This window comes from Pararhodospirillum photometricum DSM 122 (assembly GCF_000284415.1).
GTDB classification, from domain to species: domain Bacteria; phylum Pseudomonadota; class Alphaproteobacteria; order Rhodospirillales; family Rhodospirillaceae; genus Pararhodospirillum; species Pararhodospirillum photometricum.
On record NC_017059.1, the window covers coordinates 1,900,361 to 1,918,749 of the forward strand.

At 66.8% G+C, this 18,389-nt stretch carries 20 protein-coding genes; 16 read left to right on the forward strand and 4 right to left on the reverse strand.

Features of this window, described 5'->3' with window-relative positions; all coding sequences use genetic code 11:
- The first annotated feature begins 97 nt into the window (after positions 1-97).
- Complete coding sequence (locus RSPPHO_RS08430; RefSeq protein WP_041794779.1) at positions 98-700, forward strand: phosphate-starvation-inducible PsiE family protein; 603 nt, start codon at positions 98-100, stop codon at positions 698-700.
- Here RSPPHO_RS08430 and RSPPHO_RS21515 read toward each other — a convergent pair.
- The 3 genes from RSPPHO_RS21515 to RSPPHO_RS08445 are packed head-to-tail and all read right to left on the reverse strand — an operon-like array spanning position 654 to position 3,257.
- Positions 654-1,343, reverse strand: a complete 690-nt coding sequence (locus RSPPHO_RS21515; protein WP_014414844.1) for an HdaA/DnaA family protein — start codon at positions 1,341-1,343, stop codon at positions 654-656. The genes RSPPHO_RS08430 and RSPPHO_RS21515 overlap by 47 nt on opposite strands.
- Before the next feature lie 5 nt (positions 1,344-1,348).
- Positions 1,349-2,419, reverse strand: coding sequence for an AI-2E family transporter (locus RSPPHO_RS08440; RefSeq protein WP_041794780.1), 1,071 nt, complete (start codon positions 2,417-2,419; stop codon positions 1,349-1,351).
- A 22-nt stretch (positions 2,420-2,441) separates the two neighbouring features.
- Positions 2,442-3,257, reverse strand: a complete 816-nt coding sequence (locus RSPPHO_RS08445; RefSeq protein ID WP_051013766.1) for an enoyl-CoA hydratase-related protein — start codon at positions 3,255-3,257, stop codon at positions 2,442-2,444.
- Positions 3,258-3,406: 149 nt separating this feature from the next.
- Here RSPPHO_RS08445 and RSPPHO_RS08450 point away from each other — a divergent pair, with 149 nt between their 5' ends.
- Positions 3,407-4,102: an orotate phosphoribosyltransferase gene (locus tag RSPPHO_RS08450; protein WP_014414847.1), complete on the forward strand. Its 696-nt coding sequence runs from the start codon at positions 3,407-3,409 to the stop codon at positions 4,100-4,102.
- A 97-nt stretch (positions 4,103-4,199) separates the two neighbouring features.
- Here RSPPHO_RS08450 and RSPPHO_RS08455 read toward each other — a convergent pair whose 3' ends face one another.
- Entirely contained in the window at positions 4,200-4,673 is a 474-nt protein-coding gene (locus RSPPHO_RS08455; RefSeq protein ID WP_041794781.1) for an Lrp/AsnC ligand binding domain-containing protein, read from the reverse strand.
- A gap of 137 nt (positions 4,674-4,810) precedes the next feature.
- On the opposite strand from RSPPHO_RS08455, the gene putA reads away from it, so the two are divergent.
- The 14 genes from putA (at position 4,811) to RSPPHO_RS21925 (ending at position 18,375) form a co-directional block, all read left to right on the forward strand.
- Positions 4,811-7,984, forward strand: coding sequence for a bifunctional proline dehydrogenase/L-glutamate gamma-semialdehyde dehydrogenase PutA (gene putA, locus RSPPHO_RS08460; protein WP_242390613.1), 3,174 nt, complete (start codon positions 4,811-4,813; stop codon positions 7,982-7,984).
- Positions 7,887-8,552: a transposase gene (locus RSPPHO_RS08465; protein ID WP_242390662.1), complete on the forward strand. Its 666-nt coding sequence runs from the start codon at positions 7,887-7,889 to the stop codon at positions 8,550-8,552. The genes putA and RSPPHO_RS08465 overlap by 98 nt, the downstream gene beginning before the upstream one ends.
- A gap of 686 nt (positions 8,553-9,238) precedes the next feature.
- On the forward strand, positions 9,239-10,081 hold the full coding sequence (locus RSPPHO_RS08470; protein ID WP_041794782.1) for a DUF932 domain-containing protein: 843 nt from the start codon (positions 9,239-9,241) through the stop codon (positions 10,079-10,081).
- Between the two features lie 298 nt (positions 10,082-10,379).
- The gene (locus tag RSPPHO_RS08475) at positions 10,380-10,634 is read left to right on the forward strand and encodes a transcriptional regulator domain-containing protein (protein WP_069187543.1); all 255 of its coding nucleotides are present in this window, start codon (positions 10,380-10,382) and stop codon (positions 10,632-10,634) included.
- Positions 10,585-11,172, forward strand: a complete 588-nt coding sequence (locus tag RSPPHO_RS08480) for a DUF2285 domain-containing protein (protein ID WP_014414851.1) — start codon at positions 10,585-10,587, stop codon at positions 11,170-11,172. The genes RSPPHO_RS08475 and RSPPHO_RS08480 overlap by 50 nt, the downstream gene beginning before the upstream one ends.
- Before the next feature lie 156 nt (positions 11,173-11,328).
- On the forward strand, positions 11,329-11,598 hold the full coding sequence (locus tag RSPPHO_RS08485; RefSeq protein ID WP_014414852.1) for a helix-turn-helix transcriptional regulator: 270 nt from the start codon (positions 11,329-11,331) through the stop codon (positions 11,596-11,598).
- The gene (locus tag RSPPHO_RS08490) at positions 11,599-12,750 is read left to right on the forward strand and encodes a replication initiator protein A (protein ID WP_014414853.1); all 1,152 of its coding nucleotides are present in this window, start codon (positions 11,599-11,601) and stop codon (positions 12,748-12,750) included.
- Positions 12,747-13,385: a ParA family partition ATPase gene (parA, locus tag RSPPHO_RS08495; RefSeq protein ID WP_014414854.1), complete on the forward strand. Its 639-nt coding sequence runs from the start codon at positions 12,747-12,749 to the stop codon at positions 13,383-13,385. Before RSPPHO_RS08490 ends, parA begins: the two co-directional genes overlap by 4 nt.
- Positions 13,382-13,636: a ribbon-helix-helix protein gene (locus RSPPHO_RS08500; RefSeq protein ID WP_014414855.1), complete on the forward strand. Its 255-nt coding sequence runs from the start codon at positions 13,382-13,384 to the stop codon at positions 13,634-13,636. Before parA ends, RSPPHO_RS08500 begins: the two co-directional genes overlap by 4 nt.
- Complete coding sequence (locus RSPPHO_RS08505; protein ID WP_014414856.1) at positions 13,633-14,154, forward strand: DUF2840 domain-containing protein; 522 nt, start codon at positions 13,633-13,635, stop codon at positions 14,152-14,154. Before RSPPHO_RS08500 ends, RSPPHO_RS08505 begins: the two co-directional genes overlap by 4 nt.
- Positions 14,151-14,696 carry a S26 family signal peptidase gene (locus tag RSPPHO_RS08510; RefSeq protein WP_014414857.1) on the forward strand — a complete coding sequence of 182 codons (546 nt, stop codon included), beginning with the start codon at positions 14,151-14,153 and terminating at the stop codon, positions 14,694-14,696. Before RSPPHO_RS08505 ends, RSPPHO_RS08510 begins: the two co-directional genes overlap by 4 nt.
- Positions 14,697-14,764: 68 nt before the next feature.
- Positions 14,765-15,100, forward strand: coding sequence for a DUF736 domain-containing protein (locus RSPPHO_RS08515; protein ID WP_014414858.1), 336 nt, complete (start codon positions 14,765-14,767; stop codon positions 15,098-15,100).
- Between the two features lie 4 nt (positions 15,101-15,104).
- Entirely contained in the window at positions 15,105-16,031 is a 927-nt protein-coding gene (locus RSPPHO_RS08520; RefSeq protein ID WP_422610586.1) for a lytic transglycosylase domain-containing protein, read from the forward strand.
- Between the two features lie 1,108 nt (positions 16,032-17,139).
- Positions 17,140-18,375: a DUF3363 domain-containing protein gene (locus tag RSPPHO_RS21925; protein WP_422610592.1), complete on the forward strand. Its 1,236-nt coding sequence runs from the start codon at positions 17,140-17,142 to the stop codon at positions 18,373-18,375.
- Positions 18,376-18,389: the final 14 nt, after the last annotated feature.

An 18,389-nucleotide genomic window follows, 5' to 3' on the forward strand; every position in this document is an offset into this window, starting at 1 on the left:
CTCGGAGCGGCCGCGCGCGCCCCGTGTTTGCGACTGTGTGCGACCAGAGCGAGGGCTCATGACAGTAAATAAGGTCCTGATCGGGAGATCATCGCGCATGCCTGTCCCCCTTAATGCGTCCATCCTGGGCACGGCCCTGGAACGATGGCTGGTTCGGGGCCTCTGGGTCTTTAATGGCCTCCTCCATATCGTTCTTGCCGTCGCTTTGGTGCTGGCCAGCGCCATGGTCGTGTTGGAGTTTTTCCATGAAGCCGTGCTCGCCTACCAGCAAGACAAACTCGCCCAGGGCTTTCTCCATGCCCTGGGGGTCTTGTTCATCGTGTGGACCTTGTCGTCCCTGATTTCCGCCGAAATCGAATATGTGCGCACCGGCCGCTTCCATTTGCGGGTGTTTCTCGAAGTGGCCATGATCACCTTGCTGCGCCAGTTGATCGTGCGCCCGGTCCAGGCGGTGGCCGGCGACGTCAAGGTGGGGGATTGGTCCGGTTTTTGGGAATACCTCCCTGGTCCTGGCCGCTCTCCTGGCCGTGGCCATCGCCCACCGCTTGGTCGGCGACCGCGAACCCCCGTCCGACAAGCCGACGCCCGTCGAAGAAAAGGCGCCCTAACCGAGCCGAAGGGCCTGGGGAGGCCCGCCTCCCCAGTCTTGCGCCTCAGCCTTGCAACTCGGCCAACACCCGGCGCAGCAAGGGAATGGTAATGGCCTTACCCTCGCGCAACGCCAGGGCATCGGCGCGGCGCACCAAATCCTGAATGGCGGCAAAGCGCCGCTCCAGACGCGGCAGCAAAAAGCTGATCGCCCCCGGGCCCACATCAAGCCCGCGATCGGCAAACTGCTTGAGCAACACCGCCATCAACACCGCATCGTCGGGCTCGCCCAAGCCGGCCTCGGGCACGGCGGCGAGGCGCGAGCGCAAGTCGGGCAGGCCAACCGGCCAGCGCGAGGGCATCTGGGAGGCGGTGAACAGCACGCTCGCCTGGGTCTGGCGGGCCGCGTTGATCAGGTGAAACAAGTCGGTTTCGACGGCACGGGTCAGGCCGGGCTGGTCCACGTCCTCCAGCACCAGGGCCACGCCGGGGTGGGGAAAGGGAGCCAGGGGATCGGCCCCGGCCAGCTCCTCGCGGCGCAGGGTGCGGGCCTGGGCGCGGGCGGCAAAGACATGGGCCAAATGGGTTTTCCCCGCGCCCACCGGCCCATGCAGGCACACGACGGGCCCGGGCCACGCCGGCCACGCGTCGATCAGGGCGACGGCGGCCACGTTGCACGGCGCCACCATGAAGTCGTCCCGCCCCAAGGCCGGACGCCAGGGCAGATCGAGGGATAGCTGTTCGGGCACGCTCATGGGGATTATGCGCTCTCCTTGTCCCCGCCGCTATAGAGCGGGCTGGCGAGATACTGCGCCAGGAAGAAGCGCACCACAACGCCGATTACCGCCGCCACCGGCACGGCGAGCAGCACGCCGACAAAGCCAAACAGGCCGGCGCCGGCCAGCAAGGCGAAAATAATCCAAACCGGATGCAAGCCAACGCGATCGCCGACCAGCTTGGGGGTCAGAACATTGCCCTCGATCATCTGGCCCATCAAAAAGATCCCCACCACCACCGCGATGCGGGTCCAGTCATCGAACTGGGCCAACGCCAAGCCCAGTGACGCGAAAAACCCAAACAGCGTGCCGACATAGGGGATGAACGACAGTAAGCCCGAGGCCAACCCGACCACCAAGCCCAGATCGAGGCCGGCCAGGGTCAGGCCCACGGCATAAAAGGTGCCCAGACACAGACAGACCGCCGACTGCCCTCGCACGAACCCGGCAATGGTCCGGTCGATCAAGCACATCTGGGTGCGGATGGTGTCGGCATAGGGCAAGGGCAGACAGGCGTTGAGGGAGGCGACCATCCGGTCCCAGTCCCGCAGCATATAGAAGGTGATGACCGGGGTAATGAACAAGACCGAGAGCAGGCTGACCAGAGCCGCGCCTTGGGTGATGACCCTGGATACCACCGAAACCACCCACTTGGTGACTTCGCCGGCGGTCGATTCCAGGCCCTCGGTAACCCGGGCCATGCGCTCGTCGCCCAGGGCCTCGCGCAGCACACTCAAGAGGTCCTGGCCCTTGTCCACCAGCACCGCCGTATAACTGGGAACATTGGTCAGAAAAGCCACGATCTGGCCATGGACCAACGGCAGCAAAAACAACAGGGCCAGCACCAGGACAAAAATAAACCCAAGAGTAATGGTCAAGGTCGCCCAGAGCCGCGACAATCCCAGAGCCTCCAAACGGTCGGCTAAGGGATCCAGGATATAGGCCACGGCCATCCCCGCGACAAACGGAGCCAGCACGGAGCGCAGCAGGTACAACAGAACGGCAAAGATCCCAATGCCGATCAACCAGAAGCGGATCTGAGAAGCCCGTGTCACCCTGACCTCCTGTGGCGAAACCTCAGCGTCCCGTAAAGACCGGCTTGCGCTTGGCCTTGAAGGCGGCAATCCCTTCCCGGTAGTCCTCGGTCTCAAGGAAACGGTAGCACTCCTCCATCTCGCCGGCGTCGAGGGGCCGGGGATCGGCCAGCCGGCGCACAAAAGCCTTGTGCCACGCATTGACCCCGGGGGCGCCCTGGGTCACGGCCTTGATCGTCTCGGCCAGATGACCGGCAAAGGTGTCGTCGGCCACCACCCGGTTGACCAGCCCCAGGCGCAAGGCTTCCTCGGCGGCGACGATACGCCCCTCCAGCAGCAAGGACAACACGTTGGCCGGGCCGGCCAAGCGCAAAATCCCCTGAATTTCGGGATAGGCCATGACCACGCCGATGCGAGTGATGGGCACGCCAAAGCGGGCCGAAGCATTGGCGAGGCGCAGGTCGCACAAGCAGGCCAGTTCCAGCCCGCCGCCCACACACGCCCCCTCAATGGCGGCAATCACCGGGGCCGGACAGTCGGCGACGGCGCTCAAGGCCCGGCGCATCACCTCATCGTAAGCCTGGGCCTGGGCCGGGGTGGCGCGCACGGTGTCAAACTCGCCGATATCGGCTCCGGCAGCAAAGGCCTTGCCCCCGGCGCCGCGCAGCACCACAGCGCGCACCGGGCCGGCCGGCGCGGCTTGGTGGGCCAGATCCAAGAACACGTCGCCCAGCGCCGACCACATGGGCAGGTCAAGCGCATTCAAGCGCTCGGGCCGATTGAGGGTGACCGTGGCCACCGCACCGTCAAGGGCGCAGAGGATCGGCGGGGCGGACGCTTCCAGATCGGCGGGGGTCATGCGGGGACACTCCAGGCTGGGACGGCGAGAGCGATGGGGTAAGTCTTGTGACACGACGCTTTTACCGGTAAATAACCGCAGCCGGAAGGGTAAGACGCCCCTCCCCCGTCCCTTGTGACCCTTTCCCCTCTGAAGAAGGCCGCCGTTCCATGGATACCCGCGCCCTTGCCGATGCCGAGGCCGCGCGCACCGTTGCCAGCATCTTGCTGGAAATCGGTGCCGTGAACTTCCGCCCGCAGGAACCCTATATGCTGACCGCCGGCTGGGCCAGCCCCGTGTACATCGACTGCCGCCGCGTCATCGGGTTCCCGCGCGCGCGTCGGCGCATCACTGAACTGGCGGCGGCCAAGATCGAACGCGCGGTGGGCTGCGAAAGCCTGGATGCCGTGGCGGGCGGTGAAACGGCCGGCATCCCCTATGCCGCGTGGCTGGCCGACAAGATGGCCCTGCCCATGACCTATGTGCGCAAGAAGCCCAAGGGCTTTGGCCGCATGGCCCAGATCGAGGGCGCCCTGACCGAAGGCCAGCGCGTGCTGCTGGTTGAGGACCTAACCACCGATGGCGGCTCCAAGCTGGCCTTCGCCGAGGCCCTGCGCAAGGCCGGCGCCCGTGTCGATCATGCCTTTGTGCTGTTCTTCTACGGGGTGTTCCCGGGCGCCCTGAAGAGCTTGGCCGATCGCGGCATCGCCTTGCACTGGCTGGCCACGTGGCATGATGTCTTGATGGTCGCCGAGGAGACCCGCGCCTTCCCCGCCGAGAGCATTGCCGGGGTGCGCTCCTTCCTTTCCGACCCTGTGGGCTGGTCGTCGTCCCACGGCGGGCGCGGCGCCGAGCCGAAGGAATAAAAAAATAAGGCTGGGGAGGCTCGCCTCCCCAGACCCCTCCCTTCCTTAAAGAGACGAGGGACCTGGGGAGGCGAGCCTCCCCAGCCTTCCTTTTCTTTTACTCCCCATCGGGCACCGTAACCGTCGTCTCGTCCTTAACGTTTTCCATGACCACAAAGGTATGAGTCTGGAGGACAGCAGGCAGACTCGAGATCTTGTCGCCGAGCACATGGCGATAGTGCCCGATATCGCGGGTGCGAACTTTGAGCAGGTAGTCAAAGCCACCGGCGATCATGTGGCAAGACTGCACCTCGGGCAGGGCCCGCACGGCGGCGTTGAAGCGTTCCAGCTCCGCTTCCGTGGTACTTTTCAGCGAAACCTGAACAAAGGCGATGTGACCGGCTCCGAGCACCTCGGAGGCCAGACGCGCCTGATAGCCCTCGATCACGCCTTCACGCTCCAGGCGGCGCACCCGCTCGGCGCAGGGGGTTTTGGTCAGGTTGACGCGGCGCGCCAGTTCGACGATCGACAAACGGCCGTCGGCCTGAAGCTCGCGCAAGATACGCCGGTCGATGCGATCGAGATCGGTCATGGGGTGGAAGTCCTTTTGCCTTTTTTCCAGCACCCCCTCAGGCAAGGCGCCTGTTTATGGGGCAAAATTGGAGACACTTCCTCCGGTATTTCGGGGAAACTGCCCGACAACAGCGCCCCAAATCAAGGACGACCGCAATGAGCGATCTCTCTGCCCTGCGCCACAGCGTGCGCGAGGAACCCTTCCGCGAGGAAGCGGCCGTGGTGGCCGACCGGCTGGCCCAACTCCCGCTCGATGCGACCGGCCGGGCCGAGGTCAGCGCCGCTGGGGCGCGCATGGTCGAGCGGATGCGCGGCTCGGGCCAAGCCACCATGATGGACACCATGCTGGCCGAGTATGGCCTCTCGACCGACGAGGGCGTGGCCCTGATGTGTCTGGCCGAGGCTTATTTACGCGTTCCCGACGCCCCCACCCTCGACGCCCTGATCCGCGACAAGATCGGCGGGCGCGACTGGGCCCGCCATGCCGGCGAAAGCGGCTCCTTGCTGGTCAACGCCTCGACCTGGGGCCTGATGCTCACCGGCCAGCTTTACGACGAGGGCTGGGCCGAGGACGCCTTGCTGGGCTCGGTCCGCAAGATGATCCGCCGAGTCGGCGAGCCCGTGGTGCGCACGGCGGTGGCCCAGTGCATGAAAATCATGGGCGCCCAGTTCGTGCTGGGCCGCACCCTCGACGAAGCCTGGAGCAACGGCGCCGCCTTGCGAGCCAAGGGCTATGTCTACTCCTTCGACATGCTGGGCGAGGCGGCCCGCACCGCCGACGACGCCCGCCACTACTTCAAGGCCTACACCGCCGCTATTGCCGCCGTGGGCGCCCACGCCCGGCCCGGCGATGTCCATGCCAACTCGGGGGTGTCGGTCAAGCTCTCGGCCCTGCACCCCCGCTACGAGGAGGTTAAACGCGAGCGGGTGATGGCCGAACTGGTGCCGCGCCTCTCGGCCCTGGCCGAAATGGCCGCCGCCGCCAACATCGGCCTGACCGTGGACGCCGAGGAGGCCGATCGCCTCGATCTCTCGTTGTCGGTCATGGAAGCGGCGCTGCGCAACCCCAACCTCGCGCGCTGGGGCGGCTTTGGCATCGTTGTCCAGGCCTATCTCAAAACGGCGCTGCCGACCATCGACTGGGTGATCGCCCTGGCTCGCGCCCTGGGCCGCCCGCTGGCGGTGCGCTTGGTCAAGGGCGCCTACTGGGACGCCGAGGTCAAGGCCGCCCAAGCCCTGGGCCTGCCGGCCTACCCGGTGTTCACCCGCAAGGCGGCGACCGATGTCTCGTACATGGCCTGTGCCGGTCGGCTGATGGCGGCGCGCGATGTGATTTACCCCATGTTCGCCGGGCACAACGCCCACACCACGGCCGCCGTGCTGGCGCTGGGGGGCGAGGCTGGCCGCTTCGAGTTCCAGCGGCTGCATGGCATGGGCGAAACCCTGCATGAATTCTTGCGCCAGGACCACGGCCACCGCTGCCGGATTTATGCGCCGGTCGGCGTACACAAAGACCTGCTGGCCTATCTGGTGCGCCGGCTCCTGGAAAACGGGGCCAACAGCAGCTTTGTCAATCAGGCCCTGGACCCCAGCGTGCCACCGGCCCAGTTGGCGCGCGACCCAGCCCAGGTGCTGCAAACCGCCAGCAGCGTGACCCATGCCCGCCTGCCCCTGCCCCCGGCCCTGTTCGCCCCCGAGCGGCGTAACTCCCGGGGCTGGAACCTCAACGCTCCAGTGATGGCTCAGGCCCTCGACGCGGCGTTGGCGCCATGGCGCGCCATTCAGTGGCACGCCGCGCCCCTGGTGGGAGAGCGAGACATCACCGGCACCCCCAAGGCGGTGATCAACCCGGCGCGGCCCGACGACACGGTAGGCACGGTGATCGAGGCCGACGCCACCCTGGCCGCCCAGGCCCTGGACGAGGCGGCCCGGGCCTTTCCGGCGTGGCGGGACCGAGCCCCCGGCGAGCGCGCCGCCTTGCTCGACGCCATCGCCGACGCCTACGAGGCCCACAGCGCCGAACTGATGGCCCTGGTCATCCGCGAGGCCGGCAAGACCCGGGCCGACGCGGTGGCCGAACTGCGCGAGGCCGTGGACTTCTGCCGTTATTACGCCGCCCGGGCCCGCCTGGACACCGAGCCCGGTGGCCCCTTGGCCGGACGCCAGGGCCGGGGCGTCATCGTGTGCATTTCGCCGTGGAACTTCCCGCTCGCCATCTTCACCGGTCAGGTGACGGCGGCGCTGGCGGCGGGCAACACCGTGGTGGCCAAGCCGGCCGAGCAAACGCCCCTGATCGCGGCGCGCGCCGTGGCCTTGATGCGCGCCGCCGGCCTGCCGCCCGCCGTGCTCTCCTTACTGCCCGGCGACGGCCCCGGGGTAGGCGCCGCCCTCACCCGAGCGCCCGGAGTGGCTGGGGTATGCTTCACCGGCTCGACCGAGACGGCGATCCTGATCGACCGCGCCCAGGCGGCGGCTGGGGCCGGAGCGGCGCCCCTGGTGGCCGAGACCGGCGGCCTCAACGCCATGATCGTTGATTCCACCGCCCTGCCCGAGCACGCCGTGCGCGATATCGTGGCGGGGGCTTTCCAAAGCGCCGGTCAGCGCTGCTCCGCCTTGCGGGTGCTGTTGGTGCAAGAAGACATCGCCGACGGTCTGCTGCGCATGCTGGAGGGCGCGGTGCGCGAGCTGCGGGTCGGCGACCCCTGGGACCCGGCGACCGATGTCGGCCCGGTCATCGACGCCGAGGCCCACGCCACCCTCGACGCTCATGCCACGGTCCTGACAGCGGCGGGACGGCGCTTGTTCGTCCACGAGGCCACGCCGGACGGCCTGTTCATCGCCCCGCAAGCCTTTGCCCTCGACCGGCTGGCCGACCTGGAGCGCGAGGTGTTCGGGCCGATCTTGCACGTGGTGCGCTTCAAGGCCGAAGCCCTGGAAAGCCTCATTGACGATCTCAACGCACGGGGCTACGGCCTGACCCTGGGCATTCACAGCCGCATCGACTCCCAGGTCGAACGCCTGTGCCGGCGGGCCCGGGTGGGCAACATCTATGTCAACCGCAACCAGATTGGCGCGGTGGTCGGGGTCGCAGCCCTTCGGCGGCGAGGGCCTGTCGGGCACGGGGCCCAAGGCCGGCGGCCCCGGCACCTTGGAGCGCCTGACCACTGGACCCGGCCCCGAGAAGCTGTTCGCGGTGTTCGACGCCAAGCTGAAGGAAGGCGGCTATCTGGCGATGTCGGGGCAGATCATCGACGCCACCATTGTGGCGGCGCCGCGTCAGCGCAACGACGACGACGAGAAGCAGGCGATCCGCGAAGGGCGCATCCCTGACGGCTGGGAAGAGACCCCGCACAAGCTGGCCCAGAAGGACAGGGATGCTCGCTGGACCCTGAAAAGGGCCAGAGCGAAGACGCCGAAGGCGGAAGGCGCCAAGGGCGTCGAGATCGCCATCCCGATATTCGGTTACAAGAACCACATCTCGACCGACCGGCGCCACGGCTTCATCCGGCGCTGGGCGGTGTCCTCGGCCGCCGAGCACGACAGCCGCCGCTTCCGCGAGGTGCTCGACAGCGGCAACACTGGTGCCGACGTCTGGGCAGATACCGCCTATCGCTCGCGCAAGAACGAGGAGTTCATGGCGAAACGGGGCCTGCGCTCGAAGGTCCATTTTCGCCGGGCACCGGGCAAACCACTGTCACAGGCCCACGCTAAGGCCAACGCCGCCCGCTCCAAGGTGCGCTCGGCCGTCGAGCATGTCTTCGCGTGCCAGAAAGGGCCGATGGCCCTCTTCGTCCGCACCATCGGCATCGCCAGGGCCAAAACCAAGATCGGCATGGCCAATCTCGTCTACAACATGCGCCGCCTAGTCTGGTGGGACGGGAGAACTGCGCCCGCATGACGGCCGAAAGGCCGAAGAGGGGGCCGTAACGGCCCAAATACCACGGAATTCAGACCGAAATAGCCCCCAGTCTCAGCTCGGGCGCCCCGTTTTCCTATCCAAACCGTCCAAAAACTCGGTTCTTCGAGGTGTCCAGGAAACACGCCCCAAATCGTCGTATTGGTCAGCCGCGCGAGCTCATCGCCCAGATCGTACACATAAACGAGGCCTTCGATCTCCGCACATTCGACAAACTCTTTGTACTGCGAAGGCGCGCCGACCTTGAAATCATAGGTTACGAGATAGTCCGCCAAAGTATTTCCCTCCCCATATCGTCGCCTTGCATGTGGGTATGCGCGTGCCCAAAGCCAACCCGCCGCCTGTCAGGCGATACGGCGATCAGGATGGGCGGTTTTCAGGTTCTACGGCCTTGCACATCCCGATCGGATTTCCGTGCCCGGCGCCCCGCTGGTGCTCATGCCGGGGTAGGTCTGGCTAGGGGCGCTGCCCCCGCGCGGCGCAAGGGATCGCTGCCGCTCGTCCGGGCCGGTGTCCCCGGCCTTCCTCCACGTCGTTCCTCCGTTCCGTGCAGGCCGGGTGATTCCCCCTCCGGCCCGGCCGCCCTTGCACCTTGCTACCCCGGTCTCGGCGACGGCCAGGGTTGCAGCGCAGCGCTGCGCTCCAACCCAGACCCACGGAGACAGATCATGTATCATCGACTCGCCACCCGGTTCGGCCGCAACAGCCACCAGATCAGCGGGCGCGAAGCCCTCGACAACGAAGCCCTTTACCGACACGTCCCGTCCGTGTTCGCCCGCGAGGCGCATGACAGCCGGTCGGACCGTTACGTCTACGTCCCCACCATCGAGATCGTGGAAGGACTGCGCAAGGAAGGATGGTTTCCGTTCTTCGCCGTGCAGTCCGTGCCACGCGACGGCAGCCGCCACGGCCACGCCAAGCATATGCTGCGCCTGCGCCGGGATGACGGCATCGGCAAGCCCGAGGCGGCGGAAGTCATCATCGTCAATTCCCATGACGGAACGTCGGCCTATCAGATGTTCGCCGGGATGCTGCGCTTCGTCTGCACCAACAGCATGATCGCGGGCGAGCGCTTCGAGGAAGTCCGCGTGCCCCACAAGGGCGGCATACAGGATCGGATCATCGAGGGCGTCTATACGGTCGCCGAAGACTTCCCCCGGCTGATCGACGCGACCGAGACCATGAAGGACACGCGCCTGTCGTCGGACGAACAGCGGGTATTGGCGGAGGCCAGCCTTGTCGCCCGCTACGGCGAGGACGAAAGCCCCGTCCGCCCCGATCAGATCATCGCCCCGCGGCGCCGCGAGGATGTCGGGCAAAGCCTCTGGAGCACGTTCAACGTCATTCAGGAGAACTTGATACGCGGCGGGCTGGACGGTCGCCGCACCAATGCCGAGGGTCGTATCCGCCGCAGCCAGACGCGTGCCATCAACGGCATCGACCAGAATGTCGGGCTGAACCGTGCGCTCTGGACGCTGGCCGAAGGGATGCAGCGCCTGAAGCGCGGATGATCGTAAAGCCGTGCAGCCGGGTTTCCGGTTGCACGGCTTTGCTTTTGTGCGGCTGTCCGATTTTCCGCCGATCCGTGAACCCGGATCGTCGGCGCGGCCGTGTCGTCGCCACGGCCCCTGCTCGCCGGGCTGCGCCCGGCTCGCCAAAACACTTCTGCAATGTTAAGTCATGATTCACCAATATTGATCGCATTGCGCGATCTACATATCCAGTAACTGCGACTTCAAAGTATATCGCAAGTTGTGGACACTTCATCTTTCCAGCGCAGATCCCATGCTGGAAGAAAGAGGTGACGCCATGCCAGGTTTCGATTGGCGCGCGCCGGCCGCCTATGGATATGCTCGGAGCATTCCCGCCGCCGGCTTCGCTTGGGAATATCTCCGCCGCGACGACGCGTATCGCCGCGACTTCCAGCGCATGACGCGAACGCCGCGTCATGACACCGAGGCGCGGACCGCCTTCACGAACCGATGGGGGTTGCGATTTCGCGGCGGACCCGGACATGCCCGCCGATCGCGCATCGCTCTTCTGGACGCCCGCGCTTCAACCTGACGCCTTCCAGCTTCGCACGTCAGGCGATCCGCCCGGCGATTTCGTCATGCCGATCGTGCTGCCGGGACTTCCCGGCCTCGCGGCACGATCGGCCATCGACGGCGACTGGCACGGTCTCTGGCGCGTATCGGGTGGGGAGCATCGCTTTTGGCTCACGAACCCGCCGCCAAACGGTCCGACGCGCTTCGTCGTCATCCTGCCGCTCGACGCCCTGTTTGAGCTGCGCGCCAAAGCCGCATTGCGCTTCTGGCTGGCGCTGGCCGGACGCCCACCTGGCGACCGGCGGCATGACCTTCCGCAACAGACGCGCGACCGGCACATCCTGATCCTGCGCGCACTCGACGCGAAACTGGCTGGCGCCAGCTACCGCGTCATCGCCGAAGCGCTGCTCGGCTTTCGCGGTCGGTCGAAGAGCGATTGGGAAGTCAGCTCGTTAAAGAATAAGGTGCGCCGCCTCGTCGACGATGGCCTGTTCTACGTGCGCGGCGGTTATCGCCAGCTTCTCCATTATCCCGTCCGCGTGCCACGCCGCCGCTGAGGAGCGGCGTGGCATTGGCTTGAGCCGACACCTCCGGGGTGCCGGAATCGCACCCCGCTGAATCCGGCACGCTGCAAGCCGCCGATCCTCCGCCACGGTTCGCCATAGCCGCTGTCATCCGCCGACAGCCGCCGAACCCGACCCGGAGGCATTTCGATGATCGACCCGAAGACGGGGCTGCCGCCCCGATTCCTGCGCACGCCCGACGCGGCGCGATTTCTCGGCATCTCGTTGCGGACGCTGGAAAAGCACCGCACCTATGGCACCGGCCCGACCTATCGCAAGATCGGCGGGCGTGTCGTCTACGCGCTGGAGGATCTGCAAGCCTGGACCGCGGTCGCCGCCCGCAAATCCACCACCGACAAGGATGCCGGCCGGGTCTATCCCGCCCGTCCGCTGACGCCTGCCGAACGGGGCGCACGCTGAATGTCGGGCGGACCATCCCCTGAGGCCGGACGGCGCGCGCAGCGCCTTGCCGGCAGCGAGCGGGCGCGGCTCGCCCCCTTCGTCGTCGCGACGGGTGACGCCAGCCCGCGCGACCAGCGCGACCTGATGGAGCGCCCGTTCTTCTCGCTGTCAAAGACACCGCGCACCAAACCCATTCTCTACAAGGCCGCCGACATCGAGGTGCAGGTGCTCGGTATGCCCGAGCACGGCATGGCGACCATCTGGGACGCCGACGTGCTGATCTGGGCGGCCAGCCAGATCGTCGAGGCCGAGAACCACGGCCTGCGCACCTCGCGCTTCTTCCGCTTCACGCCGTATCAGCTCCTGCGCGGCATCGGCCGCGATACCGGCAATCGCCAGTACCAGTTGCTGAAGGCGTCACTGGCGCGGCTCCAGTCCACCGTCGTCGCCACCACCATCCGCAACGGCGTCCATTGGCGGCGGCGGCAATTCTCCTGGATCAACGAATGGGAGGAGATGACCACCCATGACGGCCGCGTCGAGGGCATGGAGTTCGTCCTGCCCGAATGGTTCTACAACGGCGTCGTCGATCGCTCGCTGGTTCTGACCATCGACCCGGACTATTTCCGCCTGACCGGCGGTATCGAACGCTGGCTCTATCGCGTCGCTCGCAAGCACGCCGGTCGCCAGCCACATGGTTGGCTCTTCGAGGTCGCCCATCTCCACGAGAAGTCCGGCAGCCTGGCACGGATTTCCGACTTCGCACTGGATCTCCGGCGCATCGCCGCCCGCCGGCCGCTGCCGGGCTACCGGCTCGACATCTGGCGTGAAGGACGGCGCGAACTCCTGCAAATCCGGCCCGTCGAACAAATCACAGTGCCTGTGGACAAGGCTGTGGAAGCCATCGGTACATTAGGCGCAAACGGTATCGGTACATCAGGCGCAGCCCTATCGGCACATCAGGCGCACGGACCGCAGTTAAGCCTTTGGCCCGAAACGCGGAATCCGACTGCTAACTTAGAGTCTAATAAAGAATCTAACTCTTTATCTTTGACGCGCACGGGCGCGAGCCATGGTGCCGGTGCCACCGATGGTGCCTTGAATCGTGGACTGGCCACGAATTCCACCAACTTGCGAAACGTCACCCGCCCGAACCGGGGGCGGCCATGATCGTCGCCCTGCTCAATCAGAAGGGCGGCGTCGGCAAGACGACGCTGGCCCTGCATCTCGCCGGGGAATGGGCGAGGACCGGCAGCCGCGTCACCCTGATCGACGCAGACCCGCAAGGCTCGGCGCTCGACTGGTCGCAGCAGCGGGCACGCGAGGGCTGCCCACGGCTGTTCGGCGTCGTCGGCCTGGCCCGCGACACCCTGCACCGTGAAGCACCCGAGCTGGCGCGCGACGTCGATCACGTCGTCATCGACGGACCGCCACGTGTCGCCGGTCTGATGCGCTCGGCGCTGCTCGCTGCCGACCTGGTGCTGATCCCCGTGCAGCCATCGCCGTTCGACGGCTGGGCCTCGGCCGAGATGCTGGCGCTCCTGACGGAGGCGCGCATCTACCGGCCTGAGCTGGCCGCGCGCTTCGTACTGAACCGCTGTGGCGCGCGCACCGTCATCGCCCGCGAGACGGCCGAGACGCTGGCCGACCATGATCCGCCGTTGCTCGCCGCCACCATAGGCCAGCGCGTCGTTTTCGCCGATGCCGCGCAGTCTGGGCGGCTGGCCTGGGAGATCGATGCCGACAGTCCGGCCGCGCGCGAGATCGCCGCGCTGACCGCAGAGATCGGGAGGCTTGCGCCATGAGCGAGCGATCCCCCAAACGCGGCTTCGCGGCGCGTCCCGTCGATCCCGAAAGCTGGATCAAGGCGAGCGAACCGCCAGCGGCCCGCACCGGCGACGGCGCGGCGTTCACCGCCCGGCTGACGATCGACATCACACCGGAGCTGCGCGGACGGATCAAGATCGTCGCCTTCCAGCGCGGCGTCACCGTCGCGGACATGCTGCGCGAGTTGCTCGCGCGCGAATTCCCATCCACCGAAGGAGACACCCCATGACCGGCAACGCGGCTCCCCGCGTGCGCGGCGGCCCCGTGCCGTCGGCGCTTCCCTCCGACAACCTGACCCATGTCGAGCTGACGTTCGTCGAGAAGAAGATTGAGCACTGGATCAGGTTCGGCCGTGAGGCGCATGAACAGATCCTCGACCGTCGTCGGCGCATCTTTTCGTTCCGGCCGGACGCCATCTTTGCCTTCGTGCGCTGGGCCTCGAACGACTTCGGCACGATCATCTCGCGCATCGACATCTTGCGTGCTGTGTGCCCAAGCGAACCCTATCAGACGCTGCCCTTCGTGCGGCCCGGCGGCGATATCCTGTTGAAGATTGACGGCTGGCCGAAGGTCGAACAGGTGCTCCGGCACATCGACGCCATCCAGGCGATCGGCATCGATCCGGAGGATGTTTCGCCCGATCACTGGCGGCACGTCCACAATCGGTTGACCGCCAATCACGAGCCGCGCGCCTACACCGGCGACCAGCACCGGGCGTTCCTGTTGCGCCGGAGGGCCGAGCCATGACCCGCTTCGGCTACGTGATGGTGACGTATGTCTCGGTCATGGGCGTCGTCATCGCGTCCTTCATCCCGACGCCGACCCGGCTGGTGTGGAACGTCTCCGCCAGCGCGCCGATCGGTCTCTACGACGTCGATCCGCCCGGCGATCTCACCGTCACCGATCTGGTCGCGGTCGATCCTCCAAAACCGCTCGCCGACCTCATGGTCGAGCGTGGCTATATCGGCCGCGGCGTGCCGCTGCTCAAGCGCGTCATGGCACTGCCGGGGCAGGAAGTCTGCCGGGTCCGCCGCACCATCACGGTCGATGGGATCGAGCTTGGCGCGGCGCTCGACCGCGACCGGACGGGCCGCGACCTGCCGGTCTGGCAGGGCTGCCGCCGCATCGCCGGTGATGAGATTTTCCTGATGAACGCGGATGTCCGGGACAGCCTGGACGGCCGTTATTTCGGTCCGATTCCGATCAGCACCGTCATCGGCCGCGCCACGCCGATCTACACCGACGAGGCCGGCGATGGCCGCTTCGTCTGGCACGCCGCGACACGCTGACCGCCCGAATCCGGCGGGCATGGCGCGCGCCGGTTTTCACCCAACCCCAAGGATCGAGGAGTTTTCCCATGCCGCAGATCGGCCAGTTTACCCGTGAGACGACAGGCTTCGTCGGGCGCGTTCATACGCTCACGCTCTACCGCGAACTCACCATCGTTCCGGCCGAGCCCTCCGATGCCGAGAACGCGCCGGACTATCGCATCCATCACGGTGCCGATGACGGGCCGGAAATCGGTGCGGGCTGGAAACGCACCGGCGAGCGCGCCGGCGAATACATCTCGCTGCTGATCGACGATCCGGCCTTGCCGCAACCGATCCGCGCCAATCTGTTCCGCGACGACGACGGCGGGGGCGCCTGGTCGCTGCACTGGACGCGCCCGGTCAAGCGTGGCGAGCGGAAGTGATCTCATGCGCTATGCCCTCAGAACTGCGCGCCTGATTTCCCGTCAAAGCCCCATCCCTTTGTTCGCGAACAGGCCGTCTCATCCCTTCGTCCCGCTCGACGAGCCGTCGGCCGGCGCGCGCAGCGAAGGTCAAGGGCGATCGAAGCTCGGCGCTTCGCGCGAACCCTTGACCGCAGCGAGCACGCCGGCAGGCTGGCGTCGTTGCAGAGACAGGATGCCCGTCCGATCGGCTTTCCTTTTCCTTTCGATCGTGCTCGCCGTTGCGATACCGCTGCCCTGTCAAGCGCAGCCCGAGCCGGTCCAGCGTCCGTCCCGGACCGATCCCTATGCCGCGCATATCGCCGAGGCGGCGCAGCGGTTTGGCATTCCGGCGGCGTGGATCAGGGCCGTGATGCGCGTCGAAAGCGCCAATGAGGTGCGCGCGATCTCGCCCAAGGGCGCGATGGGCCTGATGCAGATCATGCCGCCGACCTGGGCGGATTTACGCACCCGCCATCGGCTCGGCGGCGATCCCTACGATCCGCGCGACAACATTCTGGCGGGCGCGGCCTATCTGCGCGAGTTGCATGACCGCTACGGATCGCCGGGGTTTCTGGCCGCCTACAATGCCGGTCCCGGTCGATACGAAGAGCATCTCGCAGGCCGTCCGTTGCCAGCGGAAACGCGCGCCTATGTCGCCACGCTCGCACCCCTGATTAGCGGCGGCTCGATCACCGCGCCGGTCGCCGTTGTGTCGGTCGATCTCCGATTCTGGACCCGGGCGCCGCTGTTCGTCGTGCAGGCCGACCGCACATCCGCCGCCGATCCCGTACAGTCCGATGAGCAATCCGACGACGCTCCTAAACCATCGCCGGTGCGCGATCTCTCCGCGATCGTGCCGCAGTCCGGCGGTCTGTTCGTCGCCCGTGCGGAAACGGGAGGGCCGCGATGAGCATGGCGGTTGGGAGTGCCCGGCGGTCCTTTCCAGTGTGCAGCGTGTATGGATCGGATCAGGCTGGATCAGCGTCAGGACGGGCAAAAGGGGTAGGAAGGCGGGAGGGCAAGATTAAAGCGGACGGCACCCCATGGGTCCGATCCGGGGGCCAAGCCCTTGTCTGCACACTGTTTGGGGCGGCACCGTCGCCGGGCCTGCATGGTGCCGCGAGGCGCGGCAAAGCCAGTCTCTGCCACGTTATTCGCGGCACTCTTCCCCGAAATCGGCGTTTTCGGGCGGATCGGCGGCCATGAGCGCCGACGACGACAACCGCTTCCGTCCTAAGCACGGCCGCATCCGCTCGGATGCGTCGAAGGCCGGCCAGGGCAAGAGCTTCCTCACCAAGGTCCGGAAGATCGCCCGCCAGCAGGGCGCGGCCTCTGGTCGGACCTCGCGCGGCAACGCCGGAGTATCCGGCAAGCCGGGCCGCAACGGCACGGTTGCGTCCGGCTGGGGCGTCAAGCGCGGGCGCGGCGCGGCCTTCGTCCGCTCCCGCAACCTGTCGAACGGCTGGAGCCATCGCCAGCCCGGCAGCCGCCGTGTCATCGTCAAGTCGCGTTCCGTCCGCGCCGCCGGCAAGAGCGGCAAGGCCGCCGCCCATCTGCGCTATATCCAGCGCGACGGCACCTCGCGCGATGGCGAGCGCGGCCGGCTCTATTCGGCGACCGAAGATCGCGCCGATGGCAACGCGTTCCTCGATCGCGGAAAGGACGATCGTCATCAGTTCCGCTTCATCGTCTCGCCGGAAGACGCCGCCGATATCGAAGACCTGACCGGCCATACCCGCGACCTGATGCGCCAGCTCGAAGCCGATCTCGCCACCAAGCTCGACTGGGTGGCAGTCAATCACTTCAACACCGGCCATCCGCATGTTCATGTCATCGTTAACGGCCGTGACGATCTCGGTGAGGATCTAGTCATAAACGGCGATTATCTCGCCAACGGCGTCCGCGAACGCGCGAGCGAACTGGCGACGCTGGAACTCGGTCCTGTCACGGAGATCGAGCAGCGCCGTAAGCTAACGGCCGAGATCGACCAGGACCGTTTCACCCGCATCGACCGGGCAATGCTAAACGAGGTGGCCGAGGATGGACGGCTCGACCTGCGCTATGCGCCGGATGATCTGCACGGCCAGGAGGACCGGACACTTCGCATCCGCCGTCTCGGCAAGCTGGAGAAGATGGGCCTCGCCACCGAGCCGTCGCCCGGCGTCTGGGAACTCAGCGACCGGCTGGAGCCGACGCTGCGCGAGATGGGCGAGCGCGGCGACATCGTGCGCACCCTGCAGAAGGTGATGCGTGCCGAGGGCCATGACCGCGATCCGCTGAGCTTTCAGATTCACGACGTGGTGCCCGCGACGCCGATCGTCGGCCGCGTGGTGGACAAGCATCTTTCCGACGAGTTGGGCGAGAACCTGACGATGGTGATCGACGGCATCGACGGCCGGACGCACTACATCTCGGGCGTCGATCAGGCGAAGGTCGCCGACGCCCGGATCGGCAGCGTCATCGAGATTGGCGCGACAGACGCCGGGCCACGCCCGGCCGACCGCGCCATCGCCGGCATAGCCGAGGACGGCATCTACCGGCCGAGCCGCCATCTGGAGCAGGCTCGCTTCGATGGCCGTGTGCCCGGCGGCGACTATGAGGGGTTCGTCGATGCCCATGTGCGCCGGCTGGAGGCGCTGCGCCGTACTGGCATCGTCGAGCGGATCGACGCCGACCAGTGGCGCATCCCGCAGGACTTCGAGACCCGCGCTGCCGCACATGATGCGGGCCAGGGACGGCAGCTCAATATCCGCGTCCTCTCGACCTTCGATCTGGAGACGCAGATCACGGCGGATGGCTCGACCTGGCTCGACCGGAAACTGGTCGGGCGCGGACCGTCTGATGTTGCACCGGCGGGGTTCGGACAGGACGTGAGTCAGGCCATGGACCGTCGCCGCGAGCGGCTGATCGAGCAGAGTGACGCCACCCGTCAGCAGAACGGCCGCGTCCTTTATCGCAGCGATCTTCTATCGACGTTGGAAGCGCGCGAGGTCGCCCGCGCCGGGGCGGAGCTGGCGGCCACCAGGCCCATGCCGTTCCGCGCGGCCGGCGACGGCGAGACCGTCAGCGGCACCTTCACCGGAACCGTCCAGCTCACCAGCGGCAAGTTCGCCATCGTCGAAGAGAGACACGAGTTCACGCTGGTTCCGTGGCGGCCGGTCATCGATCGGCAGCTTGGGCGGGAGGTGACAGGCATCGTTCAGGGCGGATCGGTGTCGTGGCAATTGGGCCGGCAGAAGGGGCTTGGATTGTGACGGATTCGGAGGTC

Bases quoted from the DNA above. Each gene is read 5' to 3' on its own strand.
- RSPPHO_RS08475 (WP_069187543.1), top strand. From the start codon at position 10,380: ATGCCAGGTTTCGATTGGCGCGCGCCGGCCGCCTATGGATATGCTCGG.
- RSPPHO_RS08520 (WP_422610586.1), top strand. From the start codon at position 15,105: ATGCGCTATGCCCTCAGAACTGCGCGCCTGATTTCCCGTCAAAGCCCC.
- RSPPHO_RS08480 (WP_014414851.1), top strand. From the start codon at position 10,585: ATGCCCGCCGATCGCGCATCGCTCTTCTGGACGCCCGCGCTTCAACCT.
- RSPPHO_RS21515 (WP_014414844.1), bottom strand. From the start codon at position 1,343: ATGAGCGTGCCCGAACAGCTATCCCTCGATCTGCCCTGGCGTCCGGCC.
- RSPPHO_RS08465 (WP_242390662.1), top strand. From the start codon at position 7,887: ATGTCGGGGCAGATCATCGACGCCACCATTGTGGCGGCGCCGCGTCAG.
- RSPPHO_RS08505 (WP_014414856.1), top strand. From the start codon at position 13,633: ATGACCGGCAACGCGGCTCCCCGCGTGCGCGGCGGCCCCGTGCCGTCG.
- putA (WP_242390613.1), top strand. From the start codon at position 4,811: ATGAGCGATCTCTCTGCCCTGCGCCACAGCGTGCGCGAGGAACCCTTC.
- RSPPHO_RS08500 (WP_014414855.1), top strand. From the start codon at position 13,382: ATGAGCGAGCGATCCCCCAAACGCGGCTTCGCGGCGCGTCCCGTCGAT.
- RSPPHO_RS08485 (WP_014414852.1), top strand. From the start codon at position 11,329: ATGATCGACCCGAAGACGGGGCTGCCGCCCCGATTCCTGCGCACGCCC.
- RSPPHO_RS21925 (WP_422610592.1), top strand. From the start codon at position 17,140: ATGCTAAACGAGGTGGCCGAGGATGGACGGCTCGACCTGCGCTATGCG.
- RSPPHO_RS08490 (WP_014414853.1), top strand. From the start codon at position 11,599: ATGTCGGGCGGACCATCCCCTGAGGCCGGACGGCGCGCGCAGCGCCTT.
- RSPPHO_RS08510 (WP_014414857.1), top strand. From the start codon at position 14,151: ATGACCCGCTTCGGCTACGTGATGGTGACGTATGTCTCGGTCATGGGC.
- RSPPHO_RS08445 (WP_051013766.1), bottom strand. From the start codon at position 3,257: ATGACCCCCGCCGATCTGGAAGCGTCCGCCCCGCCGATCCTCTGCGCC.
- RSPPHO_RS08470 (WP_041794782.1), top strand. From the start codon at position 9,239: ATGTATCATCGACTCGCCACCCGGTTCGGCCGCAACAGCCACCAGATC.
- RSPPHO_RS08455 (WP_041794781.1), bottom strand. From the start codon at position 4,673: ATGACCGATCTCGATCGCATCGACCGGCGTATCTTGCGCGAGCTTCAG.
- RSPPHO_RS08450 (WP_014414847.1), top strand. From the start codon at position 3,407: ATGGATACCCGCGCCCTTGCCGATGCCGAGGCCGCGCGCACCGTTGCC.
- RSPPHO_RS08515 (WP_014414858.1), top strand. From the start codon at position 14,765: ATGCCGCAGATCGGCCAGTTTACCCGTGAGACGACAGGCTTCGTCGGG.
- RSPPHO_RS08430 (WP_041794779.1), top strand. From the start codon at position 98: ATGCCTGTCCCCCTTAATGCGTCCATCCTGGGCACGGCCCTGGAACGA.
- parA (WP_014414854.1), top strand. From the start codon at position 12,747: ATGATCGTCGCCCTGCTCAATCAGAAGGGCGGCGTCGGCAAGACGACG.